Source organism: Thalassospira sp. MIT121401, from assembly GCF_047125595.1.
In the GTDB taxonomy this organism is placed as follows: Bacteria; Pseudomonadota; Alphaproteobacteria; order Rhodospirillales; family Thalassospiraceae; genus Thalassospira; species Thalassospira povalilytica.
Map to the genome: position 1 here is coordinate 1,086,533 of NZ_CP138926.1, position 20,096 is coordinate 1,106,628.

The 20,096-nt window shown below is 54.4% G+C and carries 18 protein-coding genes and 1 tRNA gene; 12 read left to right on the forward strand and 7 right to left on the reverse strand.

Annotation, left to right across the window (positions count from 1 at the left end):
- Positions 1 to 10: 10 nt before the first annotated feature.
- Genes SIB88_RS04845 through SIB88_RS04860 form a run of 4 tightly spaced genes read right to left on the reverse strand, consistent with a single transcriptional unit; the run spans position 11 to position 5,158 of the window.
- Positions 11 to 1,633: an ATP-binding protein gene (locus tag SIB88_RS04845; protein ID WP_288349344.1), complete on the reverse strand. Its 1,623-nt coding sequence runs from the start codon at positions 1,631 to 1,633 to the stop codon at positions 11 to 13.
- Positions 1,634 to 1,645: 12 nt separating this feature from the next.
- Entirely contained in the window at positions 1,646 to 2,269 is a 624-nt protein-coding gene (locus SIB88_RS04850; RefSeq protein WP_101245473.1) for a chemotaxis protein CheC, read from the reverse strand.
- On the reverse strand, positions 2,266 to 2,640 hold the full coding sequence (locus SIB88_RS04855) for a response regulator transcription factor (protein ID WP_412557477.1): 375 nt from the start codon (positions 2,638 to 2,640) through the stop codon (positions 2,266 to 2,268). Before SIB88_RS04855 ends, SIB88_RS04850 begins: the two co-directional genes overlap by 4 nt.
- Positions 2,641 to 2,683: 43 nt before the next feature.
- Complete coding sequence (locus tag SIB88_RS04860; protein ID WP_287464301.1) at positions 2,684 to 5,158, reverse strand: EAL domain-containing protein; 2,475 nt, start codon at positions 5,156 to 5,158, stop codon at positions 2,684 to 2,686.
- A 324-nt stretch (positions 5,159 to 5,482) separates the two neighbouring features.
- Here SIB88_RS04860 and fdxA point away from each other — a divergent pair, with 324 nt between their 5' ends.
- From fdxA to SIB88_RS04875, 3 genes are all read left to right on the forward strand, one after another.
- Entirely contained in the window at positions 5,483 to 5,818 is a 336-nt protein-coding gene (gene fdxA / locus SIB88_RS04865) for a ferredoxin FdxA (protein WP_101245476.1), read from the forward strand.
- A gap of 309 nt (positions 5,819 to 6,127) precedes the next feature.
- Entirely contained in the window at positions 6,128 to 6,628 is a 501-nt protein-coding gene (locus tag SIB88_RS04870; RefSeq protein WP_101245477.1) for a CarD family transcriptional regulator, read from the forward strand.
- Positions 6,629 to 6,719: 91 nt separating this feature from the next.
- Positions 6,720 to 7,526: a hypothetical protein gene (locus tag SIB88_RS04875; protein WP_412557478.1), complete on the forward strand. Its 807-nt coding sequence runs from the start codon at positions 6,720 to 6,722 to the stop codon at positions 7,524 to 7,526.
- Positions 7,527 to 7,610: 84 nt separating this feature from the next.
- Here the strand turns inward: SIB88_RS04875 and SIB88_RS04880 are convergent, their stop codons facing one another.
- Entirely contained in the window at positions 7,611 to 9,089 is a 1,479-nt protein-coding gene (locus tag SIB88_RS04880; RefSeq protein ID WP_412557479.1) for a M48 family metalloprotease, read from the reverse strand.
- 101 nt (positions 9,090 to 9,190) lie between these two features.
- The gene (locus tag SIB88_RS04885) at positions 9,191 to 9,439 is read right to left on the reverse strand and encodes a hypothetical protein (RefSeq protein WP_412565928.1); all 249 of its coding nucleotides are present in this window, start codon (positions 9,437 to 9,439) and stop codon (positions 9,191 to 9,193) included.
- A 24-nt stretch (positions 9,440 to 9,463) separates the two neighbouring features.
- Here SIB88_RS04885 and SIB88_RS04890 point away from each other — a divergent pair, with 24 nt between their 5' ends.
- The 7 genes from SIB88_RS04890 to SIB88_RS04920 all read left to right on the forward strand — a co-directional run bounded on the left by SIB88_RS04890 (position 9,464) and on the right by SIB88_RS04920 (position 16,245).
- Entirely contained in the window at positions 9,464 to 10,138 is a 675-nt protein-coding gene (locus SIB88_RS04890; protein WP_412565929.1) for a hypothetical protein, read from the forward strand.
- A 100-nt stretch (positions 10,139 to 10,238) separates the two neighbouring features.
- Positions 10,239 to 11,201, forward strand: a complete 963-nt coding sequence (gene pip / locus SIB88_RS04895; protein WP_101245481.1) for a prolyl aminopeptidase — start codon at positions 10,239 to 10,241, stop codon at positions 11,199 to 11,201.
- An 82-nt stretch (positions 11,202 to 11,283) separates the two neighbouring features.
- A complete protein-coding gene (locus SIB88_RS04900) occupies positions 11,284 to 11,808 on the forward strand; it encodes an acyloxyacyl hydrolase (RefSeq protein ID WP_101245482.1) in 525 nt (174 codons plus the stop codon).
- A 214-nt stretch (positions 11,809 to 12,022) separates the two neighbouring features.
- Positions 12,023 to 12,099, forward strand: a tRNA-Arg gene (locus SIB88_RS04905).
- Between the two features lie 152 nt (positions 12,100 to 12,251).
- A complete protein-coding gene (locus tag SIB88_RS04910; RefSeq protein ID WP_341650305.1) occupies positions 12,252 to 13,391 on the forward strand; it encodes a homogentisate 1,2-dioxygenase in 1,140 nt (379 codons plus the stop codon).
- Between the two features lie 242 nt (positions 13,392 to 13,633).
- Entirely contained in the window at positions 13,634 to 14,800 is a 1,167-nt protein-coding gene (locus tag SIB88_RS04915) for a hypothetical protein (protein WP_412557481.1), read from the forward strand.
- A complete protein-coding gene (locus SIB88_RS04920) occupies positions 14,797 to 16,245 on the forward strand; it encodes a hypothetical protein (RefSeq protein ID WP_206926800.1) in 1,449 nt (482 codons plus the stop codon). Before SIB88_RS04915 ends, SIB88_RS04920 begins: the two co-directional genes overlap by 4 nt.
- A gap of 27 nt (positions 16,246 to 16,272) precedes the next feature.
- On the opposite strand, the gene gcvA is transcribed toward SIB88_RS04920, so the two are convergent.
- Positions 16,273 to 17,199 carry a transcriptional regulator GcvA gene (gene gcvA / locus SIB88_RS04925; protein ID WP_412557482.1) on the reverse strand — a complete coding sequence of 309 codons (927 nt, stop codon included), beginning with the start codon at positions 17,197 to 17,199 and terminating at the stop codon, positions 16,273 to 16,275.
- A gap of 199 nt (positions 17,200 to 17,398) precedes the next feature.
- Between gcvA and SIB88_RS04930 the strand changes: the two genes are divergently transcribed.
- Entirely contained in the window at positions 17,399 to 18,589 is a 1,191-nt protein-coding gene (locus SIB88_RS04930; protein WP_412557483.1) for an acyl-CoA dehydrogenase, read from the forward strand.
- Between the two features lie 86 nt (positions 18,590 to 18,675).
- Entirely contained in the window at positions 18,676 to 19,899 is a 1,224-nt protein-coding gene (locus SIB88_RS04935) for a CaiB/BaiF CoA transferase family protein (RefSeq protein WP_288349350.1), read from the forward strand.
- Positions 19,900 to 20,096 lie beyond the last annotated feature (197 nt).

Genomic DNA, 20,096 nt, shown 5'->3' on the forward strand with positions numbered 1-20,096 from the left:
AAACTGCAAGCTACATGCTTTCGGATGTCGCGACAATCGGCAATTCCTTGGGCAACTCGACGCAGAAGGTGCTGCCTTCGCCAACATTGCTGGTAACGCTAAGTATTCCGCCATGCCGGTCGGTGATCTTTTTACAGATCGCAAGACCAATTCCCGTGCCGGCATAATCACCATATCCGTGCAGGCGTTTGAAAATCTCGAAAATGGTTTCGTGATACTGGGGATCAATGCCGATCCCGTTATCTTCGACAAAAATCCGGTGACTGTTCGGGGTGTCGGCGGAAAAAATCCGCACCCGGCCATTTTGCGGATCGCTGTATTTCAACCCGTTCGACACAAGGTTCTGGAACAGCAACAGCAATTGGCTGGCATCGCCCATGACCGTTGGCAGGTGATCTTCGCGGATGATGTTGCCTTCCGGGGCCGATCCGGCGCGTTTGAAGTTGGCAACAATCGCATCAAACAGATCATCAAGCGGTACCGGGTGAAACGGTTTGCCATGGCGTCCGACCCGCGACAGGGTCAGAAGGTCGTCAATCATGCGCTGCATGCGCTGGGTGCCATCAACCGCGTAATGGATGAATTCATCGGCGGTATCATCAAGTTTGCCCTCATAGCGCCGGGCAATAAGCTGGGTATAGCTCGACACCATGCGAAGCGGTTCCTGCAAGTCATGGGACGCCGCATAGGCGAACTGTTCAAGTTCGCTGTTGGAGCGTTCAAGCTCGGCCATGGTGCGCTGGATTTCCATCTCGTGGCGCTTGCGCTGGGAAATGTCACGCAGGGTGATGATGTAATGATATCGCTGATCCGCCGAAAAATGACTGATCGCAACTTCCAGCGGAATACTGCGCCCGGTTTTGGTAAGGGCCAGGACTTCGATGACGCCGGTACCAAGATCGGTCAGAAGCCGGTTGGGTGGGGGCGGCGTGATTGCGATATGATCACTGTCAGGAAGCAGGAACCGGATAATATTGCGCAATTCGGGATCGCCATCCGGTCCGCAAAGTTCCTGTGCCCGGGAATTCAGTGGTTCGATATTGCCATCGTCGGACGCCACAAGAATGGCATCGATGGTGTTTTGCAAAATCGCCTTGGTGCGGTCTTCGCTGCGTTTTGACTGGGTAACCAGTTCGGCCAGTTCAGCGGCCTGTTTGCGCAACAGACGGTCGCGCTGTACGGCAAGGGTCACGTCCCGAATGATCAGCGAACATAATGTGCCATTGCTTTTGGTCTTGATCGGATGGACGCGGATCGATTGTTCCATGCGATCAAAGCTTGCGGCAAATTGCGGCAATGGCGAAAGCGGCAAGGCCCCCTGATTAAGCGACGGTGAAATCACCGCGGGCATTCCGAATTTCAGGCAATCCTCGATGGCAAGGCTGACGCGTCCCATCCGTGTTTCGGGAAAGATATCATGAAGCGCCTTGCCCAGAACCTCGTCGGCGCGCAATCCCGAACGGGTCTGCATCCACTGGTTCCAGTGACAAACGGTCCGGTCCGGGGCAAGCGCAACCAAACCGGTATCGGCCGTATCAAGCAATGCGGCAAACAATTCTGCGGCATTGCCTTCACGATCAAGATCGAATGACGGCGTTGCGTCCTTTTGGGGCTTGGACGATGGCTTTTTCATTCACCTCACCGGTTAACCAAGCGAATTGGCAAGAAAGCGACGAACCAGTTCACGCAGCATCTGAATGGAATCCAGATCCATGACAAACAGAACATACCCGTCAATGTCGTTATGACGCAGCATAAACTGAACATGCAGGATCATCAGGACCGGCATGCTGCCGGCATTAAGTTCGGCCTGATCAACGTCAAGCAGCGACCGGCTTTCACGTTTGCGAAATGACGGCATTGAACAGTTGATCGGTTCACCAAGCACATTCGAAATGCTGCCAAGACAGGCATTCAGAATGATGTTGCCGACCTCCATCAGGGCTTCCTGTTCAAGATCGGTCAGGGTATCAAGCGGCACTTCGACCTTCAGAAGACTGCGCACCAGCTCCAGGCTGCGTTCTTCGGGAAAGACCAGCATGGCTTCGCCCTTGAACGGGCCGTCAAATGTCTGACTGACCGCCGAGACAACCTCGGTCGGGGCCTTGGCAAGTTCCGTATCGGAAAAACGTTCGACAAATGTAATACGCGGGACAGTAAGTTCGACGGGCTGTTCGACCATCTCGGACAATGACGACGCTGCGCGACCAACCCCGATATTGATCAATTCGCTGATGGTGTCATGTTCAAGTTCGCTAAGGTCGATCATCTGGACGCTTCCTGCGCCAGAATGAAGGCACGCATTTTTTCCTCGGTCGGTGGCTTTGCAAGGAATTCAAGGCCAAGGTTTGCGGCCTTTTTCTGAATTTCCTGCTGAATGTTGGCAGTCAGAAGGGCGATTACCGAGTCCGGGAACCGTCCACGCAATTGTTCGCCCAGCTCCAGCCCGTTCATTCCCGGCATGTTGAAATCAAGCAATAAATAGTCATACGACTTGCCTTCAACCATTTCGAGCGCCTTGCTGGCATCTTCGGCCTCGTCAATTTCCCAGTCGGTAAAGTTGCTGGAAATGAAAGCCTTGACCAGAAGGCGGGCAAATTTGCTGTCATCGACAAGCAGAACGGAACGTTGTTGGGCCATATGTCTTCTCAGGTAACCGGTTCAATGTGTATCGGGGCTGCGATTATAGTTCAGTCTCGGCATTTGCGGAAAGTCGCAGGATATGTTTGACGATTTCCTGGGGCGGTTGCGGGGTGGCGATCAGGAAACCTTGAACTTCGTCACATTCACTTTCGCGCAAGAATGCCATCTGTTCTTTGGTTTCCACACCTTCTGCAATGACCTTAAGGCCAAGATTGTGGCCCATGACGATGATGGTTCGCGTAATCGCGGCATCATCGGTATCGATTGTCACGTCCCGCACAAAGGATCGATCAATCTTGATCGAATTGATCGGCAACCGTTTCAGATAGGCAAGGGACGAATAGCCTGTCCCGAAATCATCAACGGCAATCTGCAGCCCTAAATGACGCAGTTCTTCAAGAATGGCGGCCGATTTCTTGATTTCCTGCATCATCACCGTTTCGGTTACTTCCAGAACGATGCGTGCGGCCGGGGTGCCTGTGTCGGTCAATATTCGAGATATGGTTTCTGTAATTCTGCCTTCAATAAGCTGTCGGGGCGACAGGTTGATTGCGATCGGCAGTGGCGGGACTGATTGCGCGTCCCATTCTGCGATCTGGCGGCAGACTTCTGCGATCACCCATTCGCCGATCTTGCCAATAAGGCCGGTTTCTTCTGCGACCGGAATAAATTGCATCGGCGAAATATAGCCGCGCCCGGGCTGTTTCCAGCGGATCAGTGCCTCGAGGCCGGAAATCCGGTTGGTACGCAGATCGACCTTGGGCTGGTAATGCAGTTCGAACTGATTTTGGGCCAGGGCTTCGCGCAGATCATTTTCGATCACCAGACGCGCCATGGCACTTTCATTCATCGTCTTGGTAAAGAAGTGATAGGTGCCCCCGCCGCCGGATTTCGCACTGTACATCGCGGTGTCGGCGTTGCGCATCAGGGCCGGAAAATCTTCGCCGTCCGATGGATAAAGCGCAATCCCAATCGATGGCGACACAAACAGAACGCGTCCCTTGATGTCAAATGCCGGTGCCAGTGCATCAAGCACGGCTTGTGACAGAATGGCGGCGTCCTGGGTTTCTTTCAGATCGGGAATAATGATCAGGAACTCATCACCGCCAAGCCGGCCGACGATCTCCTGGCGACCGATCACTTTCTGCAAGCGTCCGGCGACTGCCTTGAGCAACAGGTCGCCGACATCATGGCCCAAACTGTCATTGATGACCTTGAACCGATCAAGATCGATAAACAGCACAGCCGTCGCACCGTGCCGCGTGCTGCTTGCTTCCTTGTGTTTGTCGAGTGCCTTTGACAGGCTGGATTCAAGCATGCTGCGGTTCGGAAGGTTGGTCAGCGTGTCGTGGTTGGCCATATAGACCAACTGTTCCTCATAGCGTTTGCGCACCGTGATGTCGGTCAGGACCGCGGTCATCATTGGCGTTGCCGCATCCGGGATCATGCGAAGTGCAATCGAAACATCAATTTCGGTCTGGTCGGCGCGTCTGATCGGAAGCGTCAGGCGTTTTTCCGTCGTCTGATTGTCCGAAGACTGCGCTGCAAGTTCTTCCAGACTGTGCTCCAGAAGCGGGATGGCGCGCGGCATCAGGAATTCGTGCAATGTCCGGCCTTGCGGCGTTTCATCGCGCATCAGGCCAAGAAGCTGCTTGGTTGCCCCGTTATATTCAACAATCCGGCCGGTCGGGGTGATTGTCAGGATACCGTCCGCAACGTTCTGGACAATCGCGGTCAGCTGGTTTTCACGGTCACGGACCTGTTGTTCTGTGGTGCGCAGCTTATCAAGTGTTGCTGAAATACGTTCGATCAGTCCCCGCGTGGTCCGAAGGATCATGCCCAGCTCGTCGCGGTCATGATTTTCGGGGATGACAATGGCATCGGGGGTCGGGTTTTGCGGATCAATTTTGCGCAGCAGACTTGACACCCGCAGCAGCGGTTTGGTCAGGGTGACATAGAAAAAGACAACCAGAATAAGGCCAAGAATCAGGTTGCGCAGGATGCCCGATGTCAGAATGCGGGTGGCGCGATTAAGAAACCCGTCCGCGATCATGTCCGTATCGATCTTGACGCTCAGATGGCCAACCAGATCGCGTCCGCTTCCGGTTTCAAGCGGGATTTCATATTCCTGGTTTTCACCAAACATCAATTTGGTCAGGACCGTACGGTTGGAGCTGACCTGCTGTTCGGTCTTCTGGGCCAGAATGTTGTTGAAATTGTCCCGCAGAACCGCCGCATAGACCGGTTCATATTCAAAAAGGCCGGAAACCACGCGTGCAGCAAGTGTCTCATCAAGGCCGTATGCCGCCTGTGTCGCGGATTCGCGCAATGTCGCCAGAACCTGCATGACGGTGCGGTCAATCAGGCTCTTTTCTTCGCGCAAGTCCCAGACAATCTGGATGCCGCTGAAAAGCAGGCCGATCAGCAAGGTAAGGGCAACCGCGATCCTTGCCTGTTTGACAGACAAGCGATCCCGCCATTTAAGCCGTTGCTGATCAAGGCTTTTGTCAGGCACGCGTAACCCCAAAAATCCGCAGTTCCCACTCAATCAGAAGCACACTATGGCTTTGCGGGGGTAAAAGCAATTATCCGCGGCGTCTGCAAACTGGAAAATTGTGAAGAAATCTGTATGTTCTGCGCTGCTTTGTCGTGTGCGGTACCGAAATGCCGGATGTCGCCACGCCGCATTGCATCACAAAATCTATACTACGCAAAAAAATGGGATTTTATTGGAGTTGCACACAACAGCTGTGCGTGATAACCCAATCCCCAGAGAGAGAACAAGGCCAAGCGCGGGTGCAGCCGCAACATGGCCTCGCAACCTGTACGGAGTTACACCATGACCTATGTGGTGACGGAAAACTGCATCAAGTGTAAGTATCAGGACTGCGTCGAGGTTTGCCCCGTCGATTGCTTCTATGAAGGTGAGAACTTCCTGGTTATTCACCCTGATGAATGCATCGATTGCGGTGTCTGCGAACCCGAATGCCCCGCCGAAGCGATTATTCCCGATACTGAGCCGAATCTGGACAACTGGTTGGAAATCAACCGAAAATTCGCGGAAGTTTGGCCGAATATCACCCGCAAAGGTGATGCGCCGGCTGATGCTGATGAATGGAACGGTAAAACCGGCAAGACCGAATTGCTCAGCGAAGCGCCGGGCGAAGGCGACTGATTGTCGGACTAACCCCCCAGATTACATACGGTTTTTAACCCGTTGGCATATGCCAGCGGGTTAAATGCATGGCTGCATTGAGCCATAAGCGCCGAAAAAATCTGTGAACCAGTGGCGTGTTGTGCTATTGTGGGCAACTCGCGTTAAGGGCTCGACAGGCTCGTTCCGAATTGCCGGATTTCCGTTTTTTGTATTCCTGTCTGAAACCGCGACTTCGCCAAAAGCTTGGTCGTGTGCAGCTCTTCGCGTCACTGGGTCTATATTGTTACAGTTGAATGACCAGGCCTGAATGGGCCGGAAGGATGCTTGATGTCGGATAAGTTGCCCTTTGCTGTTGGCGATTATGTTGTTTACCCCGCACACGGCGTTGGCTGTGTTGGTGGCCTGGAAACCCAGGAAATCGCGGGTCAGGAATTGCGCCTTTATGTAATTACCTTTGAATCCAGCCGCATGACTTTGCGCGTGCCGGTCAACAAGGTGGGTAACTCCGGTCTGCGTAAACTTTCCTCCAAAAAGCAGATGGACTCGGCGCTGATTACGCTTAAGGGTCGTGCACGTGTCAAACGCACCATGTGGTCGCGCCGTGCACAGGAATACGAAGCAAAAATCAATTCCGGTGATCCGGTCTCCATTGCCGAAGTTGTGCGCGATCTGCATCGCAGCGCGACCCAGCCGGAACAGTCCTTCTCCGAACGCCAGATCTATGAAGCTGCTTTCGAGCGCCTTGTTGACGAACTGGCCGCGATCGAAAAGATCGACAAGGACAAGGCATCGGGCAAGCTCGAAAAGCTTCTGCAAAAAGCTGCCTGATTGAATAAGTCAGCTATACAACTATTTATAAAAGCCGGCCCGCAAGCTATCCTTGGGCCGGTTTTATTTTTGTTTTAGGCAGGTTACAGCGATGAGTGCAGTTCTGGCGCCGATAAAACCGGCCGAGAGAATCTGGGTTGTCGGCGCAATCAATGGCGATCACGGTGCGTTGCGTACCGTTCATCAGAAGCTTGCTGAACGTATCACACCAGGTGACAGGCTTGTCTATCTTGGCAATTACTGGGGGGATGGCACGGCGGAATCCGTTGTTGCGACCATCAACGAATTGCTTCTGTTCCGTCGTTATTTCATCGCCCTGGACGGGGTTGATATCGCCGATATCGCCTTTTTGCGCGGTGCGGCCGAAGAAATGCTGTCGAAATTGCAGCAGATCCAGTTTGCCCCCAATCCCGGCGAAGTCTTTGACTGGATGTTGACCCGCGGTATTGCCGGAACAACCCGTGCCTATGGTTTCGACCCGGCGCATGTCCAGTCAATCATGCGTCAGGGCGCGCACGCCATTTCGCAATGGACGTCCCAGTTTTCCGATGCATTGCGCCGCCACAGCGGGCATAGCGCATTGCTATCCGATCTCAAACATGCGGCTTATACCACGGATGGTCGTCTGATCTTTGTTCATGCCGGGCTTGATGGTTCACGCCCTCTTACCGGTCAGACCGATACGTTCTGGTGGGGCGGCTCGATGTTTGAGGCAATTACCGAACGTTATTACGACTGCGCGCGTATTGTCCGCGGTGCATCACTTTCGCAAACCGGGCTTCAGGAACGTGAATTTACCCTGTCGGTGGATGGTGGTGCCGGGCGGGGCGGTGTACTGATCGCGCTGGCCCTTGATGGTCAGGGCAAAATCATCGAACAGGTTACAAGCGGCGCCTGATCGTGCGCCGAGATCTCTGGTCTGTTTCGACCAAAAAAAGGCAGCATTTTCATGCTGCCTTTTGCTGTTTTGGCCTGCTTGCGTCTAGTGACGGACAACCTTGACCAGGGATCCGGTTTCAGGGGCTTCGCCGTCGCGCAATCCGTTAATGGTGGCAAAGGTTTCGGCCGGTGCGCGGTCGACCTGCATGTCGTCGATAAATGTCTGCAAGCTATATTCCGGGTTCACAGCACGGACCTTGATCCTAAGCGGGGTGTAGATCTTCTTCTCATTCGTGCTCAGCGACCGGAAGCTATAGGTCGTATGCCTCAGGGGCAGGTTATAGCTTTCGGTTTGATCAAGCGGGGTGATGAACAGGAACTGATAGGCGGAATCACCGTGGCGGATGACCACCACGCGCAATCTTGCCGATCCCGATCGCAGGGATACATCCGTGCTGCCGGTGGCAGCTTCAAGCCCGTTAATATCGATCATCTCGACATCGCGAAGCGAAATCTTGCTTGAGAAGCCGCTTTCAAGATAACGATCCAGTCGGGTGTCCTTGGCCTTTGGTGCGCCTTCAAAGACAATCTGCGCCCCTTTGCCGTCGGTCGCAATGACGGCGGATGGCTGGTTGTTGATGGTAAAGCCTTCGGGCACTTCAAACCGGAAGCCAAGGGGAACATGGACGAATTCCCGACCACGAACATAGCCCTGATCCGGACCATCCCCGTAAAGGATACCGTCAATCGCTGTCATGTAGCGGACCGTGCCAAGTTCGGGATTCTGAACCGCGGTGACATTGGCGCTTTGATGGGCCTGCTCGATACGGTCAAGGGTTCTCGGGTGGGTTGCCATAAAGTCATACTGGTCAACATCATCGGCCGAACGTCCGGCGAGAACTGCCTGCAAGCGCGAATGGGCGCGCAGTTTTTCAAGGAATGTCGCCATGGCATCCGGGTCGTACCCGGCCCGCGTGATATAGCGTACGCCAAGCATGTCGGCTTCAAATTCATGCTCACGCGAGAACGATTTAAGATAGGCGCTCGCCCCGGTATTGATCAGTTCGCCAGCCCCGTTGCCAATCGCAATTGACAGGCCACCGGCCAGAATCTGGGTCAGGACACCACGGCTGTATCGCTGTGCCGAATGGCGGGCGACAACGTGACCGATTTCATGGGCAATGACGCCGGCCAGTTCAGCTTCGTTGGTGGCAAGGGCGGCCAGACCACGCGTGATATAGACATACCCGCCCGGCAGGGCGAATGCGTTGACCACCGGGGAATCAAGAACCGTGAAGGTGAATTTCTCATTCGGGGTTTCGGAAACGGCAACCAACTTTTCACCGATTTCGGTGACATAGCTTTGCAGATCCTTTTCCGTATATTGGCCACCGAACTCCTTGACCATTTTCGGGTGTTCCTGCGACCCGATTTTCTTTTCCTCGTCAGGCGACATAAAGGCGGTGAAGCTGTCCTCACCTGTTGCGCGGTTGGTCGAGCAGCCAGCAAGTGCCGTGCTGAGCGCAACAGCAGTCAGAAGTGCCATCAGGTGCTTGTTGGGACTGAACTTAAACCAGCTCATTGATACCTTTCCTCATGTCGCTCTGCCGCGTAAGCTGCAGGTCGTTGTCAGCGAAACCAAGTGGGAATTGGTAGCGCGTGTTCCAAGATCATTCAACAGATTCACAGTTTTCGAATAGACATCCAAAATGGGGAAATTTTACGGTCATGCCAAAGGCCGGCTTTTCCTGCCGGTTTCTGCTCGCAACAATAATAACCATTGGGACTCTGTTTCCCATTGATGGTCATGCCGGTCCGGATTGGCAATGCGGTGTTGCGGCAAATCATGACATTGCAAAATCCGTGCAGTCTGATCAGGCCGATCGCAACTGGCATGAAATATCCCAAATCGATATTCACCGCGTTGACCAACTAACGGCTTCCGAATTGCCAGATGTGACGTTTCGACTGGCCGATGTCGAATTTGTCCCGGAATACCAAGATCTGGCATTGAACTGGCTTCAGACGGCGTCTCGCGAAAGTGACAAGGCGTTTTTGCTTCTGGATGATCCGGATTTTCTAGGGCGTCGACCGGCATGGATCACAAGCAGGCCTTCTGGCGGGCTTGGTGGCGACAACAATGTGCGATGGTCGCAGCGGTTGCTTTTGGCCGGATTGGTGATGGCATTGCCTCAGACCGGTTCTGATGTCGGATCTTTGATGGATGCCGAAGACGCTGCGATCCGCCAAGGGACGGGTATCTGGTCAATCCGGGATGCCCGTCATGCCTATTTTGTTGCCGCAAATACTGATGTGGATGGCGCGCAACCATTGGGTATCCCGTCGGTAGAAGATGCGATTGGCCGGTTTGTGGTTGTTGATGGGGTCGTTCGCTCGGTCGAGCATCAGGAATGGCGCAGCTACCTGAATTTCGGGGACAATTGGCGCAGCGATTTTACCATTGCACTGGATGATGCTGTCCGGCGCAGCATCGCAGAGGGCGACAACTTCGAAAAGGTGATGGATCGCTGGTCCGGGCGGAAAGTCCGGGTGCGCGGCACTATCGAAAGTCGCGGTGGCCCCTATGTCTCTTTGGAAAATCTGGACTGGCTTTGTGTTCAACCGGAATAGAGGCTTGTGTTTGTTCCCCCGGTCATGAGACTTCTAGATACGCGTTGCCACCAGCAAATTGCACATTCTCGTTTCCGCTCAGACACAAAGAGGTTCCTGCGTGCTCTATCCCGAAATTGCGCCCCGAATGACGGGGATGTTGTCACGTGACGACGGTCACGAAATCTATTGGGAAGAAGTCGGCAACCCCGACGGTATTCCGGTCATCTTTCTTCACGGTGGGCCAGGGGCCGGGATTTCTCCCAATAGTCGCCGATTTTTTGACCCTGAAAAATACCGCGTCATTTTGTTTGATCAGCGCGGCTCCGGAAAATCAAAGCCGTTCGGAAGCCTTGAAAACAACACCACCGACCATTTGATCGGTGATATCGAAGCCCTGCGCGAAAGTCGGGGAATTGATAAGTGGCTGGTCTTTGGCGGGTCCTGGGGATCGACATTGGCGCTGGCCTATGGCCAGGCATGCCCGGATCGCGTTCTGGCCTTTGTGTTGCGCGGCATTTTCCTTGGTCGTGAAACCGAAATTGCCTGGTTCATGGATGGCATGGGCCGATTTTTCCCCGAAGTCGAACGCAGTTTCTTGGCAACCGCCGGATTTGACGCGCATCCCGGCTGGCAGCGAATGCTGGATCGCTATGCCGAGATTTTCGCAGGCAAGGATGGCGAAGATGCCGCGATTGATGCCGCACGTGTCTGGTCGGCCTATGAAGCTACCTGCTGTACTCTTTTGCCGGATCACGGTCTGGTCGAAGATTTCGAAGGCGATGAAATCGCACTCGCGCTGGCAAAGCTTGAACATCACTATTTTGTCCATCGCTGCTTCTTCGAACCAGATCAGCTTCTTCGGAATTTGAACCGGATTTCCCATTTGCCTGCTGTCATTGTGCAGGGACGCTATGACGTTGTCTGTCCGCCAATGTCGGCATTTGAACTGCACAATGCATGGGCCGGATCAAAGATGGTGATTGTTGACGATGCCGGGCATGCAGCCAGTGAACCGGGGATTGTTCGCGAGCTTGTCCGGGCAACCGATTCATTCGATGGCAAAAATTTTGCGGGAAATTGATGTATTTACACCAATGTGTGGTTGAGTTTGCCGCATGCTTGGTTAGTATGTCCGACGTATTGATCCAGTGGGGACTTGATTAATGAAAATGACTTTGGGGAAACTGCTTGCAGTTTGCGTCTTTTTTGGCTTTGTAAACGCGGCATCTGCGCAAGAAATTCTTGGCAATGACAAAGATTCCGGGCTTCTCGAATTCTCGACCGGCATGGTCGATATCACTCAGGATGAAGAAGCTGCTGAATTCCGCATCAATTACCGCGCCCAGCATGCGATGTTTGACGTAACCCGCCCGATTGGCGGCGTGATGGTAACGTCGGAAGGTGCGGTTCATGGGTATGGCGGGCTTGCGGTTGACGTGCTTTGGGGCGACCATTTCGTCTCGAGCGTCTATACCTCGGTCGGTGCTTACCATCAGGGCAATGGCGAAGACCTCGGACACTGGATCGAATTCCGTTCCGGTCTTGAACTTGGCTTCCGCTTCGACAGCCACGAACGTCTCAGCCTCGGGATTGCCCACATTTCGAACGCCAGCATCGGCGACGAAAACCCGGGCACAGAAATCCTTTCTCTGACCTATTCCTTCCCGATTGATCGCCTTTTTGACTGATCAACGCATATTGCGTCAGTCTGAAAAGACCGAATGGAATAATCAGCAAGAGCCTTGGAAAGAGAAACTTCTTCCCAAGGCTCTTGTTGCTTTTGCGGTCTTGATCACCGGTTGGTATGAGGGGAGCCAAGCATTCCTGCGATCGGTCATATGATAACCTCCCGGATTGATCATCGGCAGAATTGCTGCTAATTGAAGGCCACTTTTGTGGTGTGCGCCCGTAGCTCAGCAGGATAGAGCACCAGATTCCTAATCTGGGGGCCACAGGTTCGAATCCTGTCGGGCGCACCATCCTTTCAGGCCTTGATGCGCGGATTTTGATCCGTTCTGGTCTTCACGCCTATAGCTTGAAAGCCATCAGGTTTCTTCTCATATCCATATTATGTGCGACTGCTCTGAACATAACGGGCCGCAATGCCATAATACAGGGCCGGGAGGAAACGATGACAAACTGGATCAGGCTTCCCAACAGCGAAGGTGCCTGCACGCCGCAATCCGATACGCGATCTGATCAGCCAACCTATCAAAGGCATATCGGACGCAAGGGTTTTCAGGGGCCGTCGGCCCAGATCTATCATCGCCATCCCCCGGTCGGCTGGGCAACCTTTGAAGGGCCATTGCGTCCGCGGGCCTTTGATCTGGCAAAGCTCGCCCCCGGTCCGGCCTGCCCGTTACAGGCAAGGCGCATTTTGCGCAGTGACAGCATGGAAGTCCGTTACTGGAAAACTGATGCCAAAATGCATGCCCTGTCACGCAATGCCGATGGTGACACCCTGATGTTCGTCCATAATGGCGAGGGGGCGCTATTTTGCGATTACGGGCATTTGCCCTATCGCGATGGTGATTATATTTTGCTGCCGCGCGGCACCGCCTGGCGGGTGGAGCCGGCCGGTCATTGCGAGTTCATGCTGATCGAGGCAACGGCAGATGCGTTTGGATTGCCTGAACCCGGCACCATGGCCGGTGGCACGCCACTTGACCCGATGATGTTCACCGTGCCGCGCATCGATGACGCATTTCGCGCCCAGCAGGATGATGCATTCTGGGAAATTCACATCAAACGCAAAGGTCAGGTGTCAACGCTGACATATCCCTATAACCCGCTTGATGCCGCCGGCTGGGAAGGTGATCTGTGTGTCGTCAAACTGAATTGGCGTGATCTCAGGCGGCAAAATGGGTCGGGGCACAAGGTCCCGCCAGCAGCTTATTGTACCTTTGTTGCCAGCACGTTTTCAGTCAGTACCTTTGTGCCCAAGGTCGGTGAAGGCCAATCCGGCATGTTGCGTGTGCCGTTTTATCATTCCAACGAGGATATGGACGAATTTGTCTTTTATCATCGTGGTGAATTCTTCAGCCGCGGGGAAATAAAGGCAGGCATGGCAACATTCCATCCAAGTGGCTTTCCGCACGGTCCGCATCCGAAATCCTATCAGGAAAAAATGATCAAGGCGCCGGTCGAAACAGACGAAGTGGCCGTCATGATCGATAGTCACGATTTCCTGGCGGTGGACGACTCAATCCCGGATGGTGCGGAATGGAAGGCCTATGTCAAAACCTGGGAAAAATCGCAGGAAACCCTATAAGGTCTTGATCCCGCCCATGGGGGAATGGCACTCTCGGTCGGCAGTCGGATGCCGCAAAACTTGCGAAAGGTTGTTAATGTTATTGTCAACTTGTCGGGTTAATTTATGCTGAGTAACAAATGTAGGATTTGCGTGTTTGCACAGGCCGGTCTGCACTGCACCCGACAGTCTGCCATCTGGCTGTAACACGCTTATCGTATGGCGAAAATCAATAGCGCCGCACAGGTTGACCAAAGCCCAGAATGACCAAACAGAAGATCGTCAAATCCGTCAGTCATAAAACTCCTGAACCGTCCCAGGCGCCGGAAGACCCGTTGGCATGTTTGCCCAACACCTTTCTGTCGCGCGGGGTGCGGACGCCGTTTACGACCAAAACCCTGCGCTATGCGCGTGTGGCGGCGGGCAAAGGCGGGCGATCCATGATCATGCTGCCCGGCCTTGCCGGCGGTCTTGGGACTTATGAATTGCCGCTTGATACCCTGCGCGAGGTTTTTGATCTTTCTGTGCATGACCGCATGCTGTTTGACCGTTTGCTGGAACTAGAAGACATTCGCCCGGGCACCGTTCTTGAACAGGCGCGTGCGGTTGCGGTAACCGGCGTTGGCGGGGTCGAACTGGCAAGAACCGCGATTGAGCGCGGCGGGTCGGAAAAGTCATCGCGTGAATTGGGGCAACTGGCTGTCCTGCATCAGGCACTGCGTCAGCTTGGCGGAAGCGCCGTTCAGGATATGCAGCGCGAAGAATTGCTGACCATGGAAGGTCAGGTCCGCGCGCGCAAGGCCTTGAACCGCTTTGCATCCGAACATAAAGTCGCCAATGACACCATCATCGACAGCCTTGGTGAATGGAGCACAATGATCGCCCCGGTTGGGCTTGAGCTTGATGGCTGCAAGGGGCCGCTGCGGGTACTGACCAACGGTCTTTCGAAATTTGCAAATGACGTCGAGGAATGGGCAAATTCCGAACAATCCGATTTCCGCTTTATGGCCGGACGTATTTCGAGTGCGACAACCGCGACCTATAAGCATGCCCTGAAATGTGTCGAGGAAGTCGATAGCTGGAACCGCGAACTGGGCAAGGTTCTGACCGATTGGGAACGGGCCAAGCAGGATATCGGCAAGACCATCGAAAAATTGTGGTGGCTTCTTGATGGCTGGCAGGAAATGATCGACCTGTGGCATAAAAGACCGGTGGCAGACCGGGTGAAGCAGCGCGAAATCATCGAAGAAGTCGCAAGTTTCGCACCTGTACTCCCGGTCGAGGAAATTACGACCGCAGAACAGCAATTCTGGATCGATATTCGCGTCAACCAGATGCTGTGGGCCGGTGAATTGCGCAAGTTGGGCAGTGGGGAAATTGATGCCGATATGGTGGATCGTCTCGAACGCTTCAGGAGACAGTCTGCATGAAGATTGAAGACGCAGGTAATCTTGGTGTTTCGCAACTCGGGCAACTGTTTGAATCCTTAAGCGGTTCTGAAATCGCACGATTTACCCGTGCGATTGAAAGCGATCGCGCAGACCCCAAATTGCCGCTCCCCCATGAAACCATTTTGCAAATCCTGCGTCCGCGTCTTGCATCGCTCAAACCCGAACGCTATCCGACCCCGATGCGTCAATTCTGCGATCCGTTCGAAGATCTTCTGACGTCGGGCGAGGCCAGTGAAAAAAGCATCCGCATCAGTCGTTCATCCCTGATTCCGATCTGGCGGGTGGTCACCGGTGCGAATGACCCGGAATTTGCCGAGGCCATGAAGGAAATTGATGCGGCGGCGGGCAAGCGCGACACAACAAGCCTTGCCGCAGCCGAAAGCAAGCTGTGGAAGGCAGGGGCACGGATCATCGAAGATCAGATCGCCCGGTCCCACGGCGGGATAAAGGAAGAACGCGCCCTTGCAACAAGCCTTGGATCGCGCGTCCATCTGAAGGCCTTTGCCGAAGTCGGTCGTATTCTGAATGTGGGCGAAGAAATCGCGCAGGTGCGCGCACGTTTTCCGTCGGCGCCGATCAGGGGGCTTGATGCCAATGACGTTACCTGGCTGCGTGACCGGTTTGTGGAAATTTCAAAAAACAAACCCGGGTTCGAGCCGATGTTCCTGTTGGCCGTGCTTGCCCGGTTGCTGCGTCCAAGTGAACTGTTCAAACTGATCCGTGTCTTGTCGACCAAGGCCGATGACAGCACGATTGAAAAGACCAATCTGGCCGAGACCGGTGACCTGATCATTGATTTGCTGGCAGAAACCGTGACTGAGATCGAACAGGGTGTTGTGACCGGCAAGGATGAGGCACATATCCTGTCGCTGGCGCGCTGGTACGCATCCGAATTCACCCGCATTACCCGCGAATTCAAAATTCGCAAGGATGGCCGTTGGGGTGAAAAGCTTCTGGAAACGCGTCGTCGAGTATCGCGCGCTCTGGCCGATACGATGTTTGGCGCAACCCCGGAACGCGTGATTGACGCACTGCCTAAAATGGAAGTCCGGCAGGGGCCCGGTTCCGGCGTCAAGGGCTTGGCGCGGCCGCTGTTTGCGCAGGATTTTGACGATGAAAAAGTCCTGGCCGCGGAAAAGTCGGCCGAAGCAATCGCGGAAACTGCCCGGATTTCGGATGTGCTGGCCGCACAAAGTTCGGCTGCCAAGGCGGTGGTTGAGCTTAAGAAAAAGCTCAATCAGATTGGGCGTGCCGGTGTTGACGGTATGGGCCGTTTGACGCCCGAAGAAATCCCCAATGCACAACGCAATCTGATGGCAACAGTGCGGTTGCTTGAAATCGTTGATGGCCCCGAAGACGCAGATGTTTTGCGCCGCCGCGGCATGTCTGCCATTCGCGCTCTTACCAGCCAAAAGGCAAGCTGATCGTTTGATCCTTGCCTTTGCCATCCATCAGGTTTTCGCACCCGCCGTTTTTCCCGCCAACTGTGATGCTGTATCAAGCTGATCAAGCCAGCTCATGAAGGCGCGGATCTTGGGAAGGCGCGCGCGTGATGATGGGCAGCAGGCGTAATAATGAAACGGGCTTGCCTTTGGCGGGCCAAACGGGGCAACGATCCGGCCCGATTTAAGTTCATCCTCGATCGCGAATGTCGGCAATAGGGCGACGCCAAGTCCGGCTGCTGCGGCCTGCATGGCCATGGTGAAATGCTCGAATTTCGGGCCGTTTTCGCCGTCGATATCACGCAACCCGCTGGCATCAAGCCAATCGGCCCAGCCACGCGGGCGGGTGGCAATATGCAATAATGGAAAATGGCGCAGATCATCGGCAGAAGGCGGATGATCCAGATTGGCAATCAATTGCGGTCCGCAAATCGGCACCATTTCCTCGCCATGCAGGATATGGGCTTCAAGATCGGTCCAACTGCCCTGACCAAACAGAACCGCGATATCGATCTGTTCGCGATCAAAATCGGGCATTCCGATCCGTGAGATGAAATTGATCGCGATTTCCGGATGCTTGGTGCGAAATTGCGGCAATAAGGGAATAAGGCACCGCGATCCGAATGTTGGCGGGGCGGCCACCGTCAGAACCCCGCTTTCCGATCCGCCCGAAAGAACGGTCAGGGTCGCACTTTCAAGCTGATCAAGGGCCGGGCGGATGGATTGCAGGTAACTTTCCCCTTCGGGTGTCAGGACAAGACGTTGCTTCTCGCGGGCAAAAAGCTTGCATCCCAGCCAGTTTTCAAGCCCCTGAATCTGCCGGCTGACCGCGCTTTGGGTCAGATATAACTCATCAGCCGCGCGCGACGCACTGCCGAACCGGGCGGTTTGTTCAAAGCAACTTAGCGCCTTGAGACTGGGGATACGACGGCTCAATCGTCACCTTTGACTTGTTGGATATCTCAAAGTTTATGAGTTTTTTGCATAAACTCCATCGCTTTTATCATTTGCAACTTTGTCTGCCAATTCCTAGCTTAACGGCATAAGCAAATAAGCTTACAGGGGTAGCGTCATCTCGCCCTTCTATGGCGCTGCCCCTGCTTTCTATCGAAAAATTCATAAAAGGATCAGGCAAATGGCAAGCCGCGCACCGTTTCATTGGGAAGATCCGCTCCTGCTTGAAGAGCAGTTGAGCGAAGAGGAACGCATGATCCGCGATGCGGCCCGTGCATATTGTCAGGAAAACCTGCAAACCCGCGTTCTCGAAGCAAACCGTCATGAAATTTTCCACCGTGAAATCATGACCGAGATGGGTGAACTTGGCCTGCTTGGCCCGACCATCCCCGAGGAATACGGCGGACCGGGTGTAAACCACGTGGCCTATGGTCTGGTTGCTCGCGAAGTCGAACGCGTTGATTCCGGCTATCGTTCGGCAATGTCGGTTCAGAGCTCGCTCGTGATGCATCCGATCTTTGCTTATGGCAGCGAAGAACAGCGCAAGAAATATCTGCCGAAACTGGCAACCGGTGAATTCGTTGGCTGCTTTGGCCTGACCGAGCCGGACCATGGCTCCGATCCGGGCGGCATGAAAACCCGTGCCCGCAAGACCGAGGGTGGCTTCACCCTGACCGGGTCGAAAATGTGGATCACCAACAGCCCGATCGCCGACGTCTTTGTCGTCTGGGGCAAGGATGACGAAGGCGTCATTCGCGGCTTTATCCTTGAAAAGGACATGAACGGACTGTCCGCACCGAAAATCGAAGGCAAGTTTTCGCTGCGTGCGTCGATCACCGGCGAAATCGTCATGGACAATGTCTTCGTGCCCGAAGAAAACATGCTGCCGAATGCCAAAGGCCTTGGCGGTCCGTTCGGTTGCCTGAACAAGGCCCGTTATGGCATCGCGTGGGGCGCAATGGGTGCGGCTGAATTCTGCTGGCATGCGGCACGTCAATATACCCTTGATCGCAAACAGTTCGGTCGTCCGCTTGCCGCCAATCAGCTGATCCAGCTGAAACTGGCAAACATGCAGACCGAAATCACCCTTGGTCTTCAGGGTGCGCTTCAGCTGGGCCGTCTGCTTGATGCAGGCAAAGGCGCACCGGAAGCGATTTCGCTGATGAAGCGTAACAACTGCGGCAAGGCACTCGACATTGCCCGTGTTGCCCGTGACATGCATGGCGGTAACGGTATTGCGGATGAATTCCATGTCATCCGTCATTCGATGAACCTTGAAGCGGTCAATACCTACGAAGGTACCCACGATGTTCATGCCCTGATCCTGGGCCGTGCACAGACCGGCATTCAGGCCTTCTCCGCCGAAGGCTGATCAAGTTTTGACCGGGCGGCAGCAGCAATGTTGCCGCCCGTTTTGATTCTGCGACATGTTTCCAAATCGACTTTCGGGATATTCAAATGACTGGCGCACTTTCCGGGCTTCGTGTTCTTGATCTTTCGCGTGTGTTGGCAGGACCATGGGCCAGCCAGACCCTGGCCGATATGGGGGCCGAGGTCATCAAGATCGAACGTCCCGGTGCCGGTGATGATACGCGCGGCTGGGGCCCGCCCTTTGCCAAGGACGCCAACGGCAATGACACCACCGAGGCCGCCTATTATCTGACGGCCAACCGTGGCAAAAAGTCGCTGACGATTGACATCACCAAGCCCGAAGGTCAGGAAATCGTTCGCAATATCGCGGCCCAAAGCGATGTGGTTCTGGAAAATTTCAAGGTTGGTGGTCTTGCCAAATACGGTCTTGATTACGCGACCCTGTCGGCCCTCAATCCCAAGCTTGTCTATTGTTCGATCACCGGATTTGGTCAGGATGGCCCCTATAAGGATCGCCCGGGTTATGACTTCATGATCCAGGGCATGGGCGGCCTGATGAGCATCACCGGTGCACCCGATAGCGCCCCGGGTGGTCAACCGATGAAGGTCGGTGTGGCGGTTGCCGATATCTTTACCGGCCTTTATGCGACGATCGGTATCTTGGCGGCACTTCGTCATCGTGATGCAACCGGCGAAGGCCAGTATATTGATCTTGCCCTGCTTGATGTGCAGGCCGCAGTTCTTGCCAATCAGGCGATGAATTACCTGACAACCGGCAATGCGCCGGGGCGTCTGGGTAATGCGCATCCCAATATCGTGCCATATGAAGCCTTCCCGAGTGCCGATGGCTATCTGATCCTGGCGGTCGGCAATGACAGTCAGTTCAAAAGTTTCTGTGCGGTGGCGGGGCTGGACGATTTACCGGCTGATGAACGCTATGCCACCAACCGCAATCGTGTCGCCAACCGCGATACGCTGGTGCCATTGATCCGTCAGGCCATGGTTTTGAAAACCACCGATGAATGGATCGCGGCCCTTGAAAAGGCCAATGTGCCGTGCGGGCCGATCAATACCCTTGATCGTGTTTTTGACAATCCGCAGGTCAAACATCGTGGGCTGGTCAAACATCTTGATCACCCGACGGCCGGCACCGTGCCGACGGTTGGCAATCCGATCAGGTTTTCCAAAACGCCGATTGCGGATGAAAAAGCCCCGCCGATGCTGGGGCAGCATAGCGACGAAATCCTGCGCAAGGTCGCCGACCTCAGTGACGATCAAATTGCCAAACTGCGCGACGCAGGAATTGTGTGATCTGGAATTTTCGGATGGAACGGTGCAACACCTTTGGATTGTTGGATCCGGTGATGCGACTTCCTATGGTTGAATGGTGCGCTGCACATTATTTTGTAAAGGGTCGCCCTGACGCAATTGCAGTCACTTAAAGCGGCCATTCGCGGCGGATGCTGCGGAATTTATACAATCTACGGTGTTCTCCTTATCCCGCATTT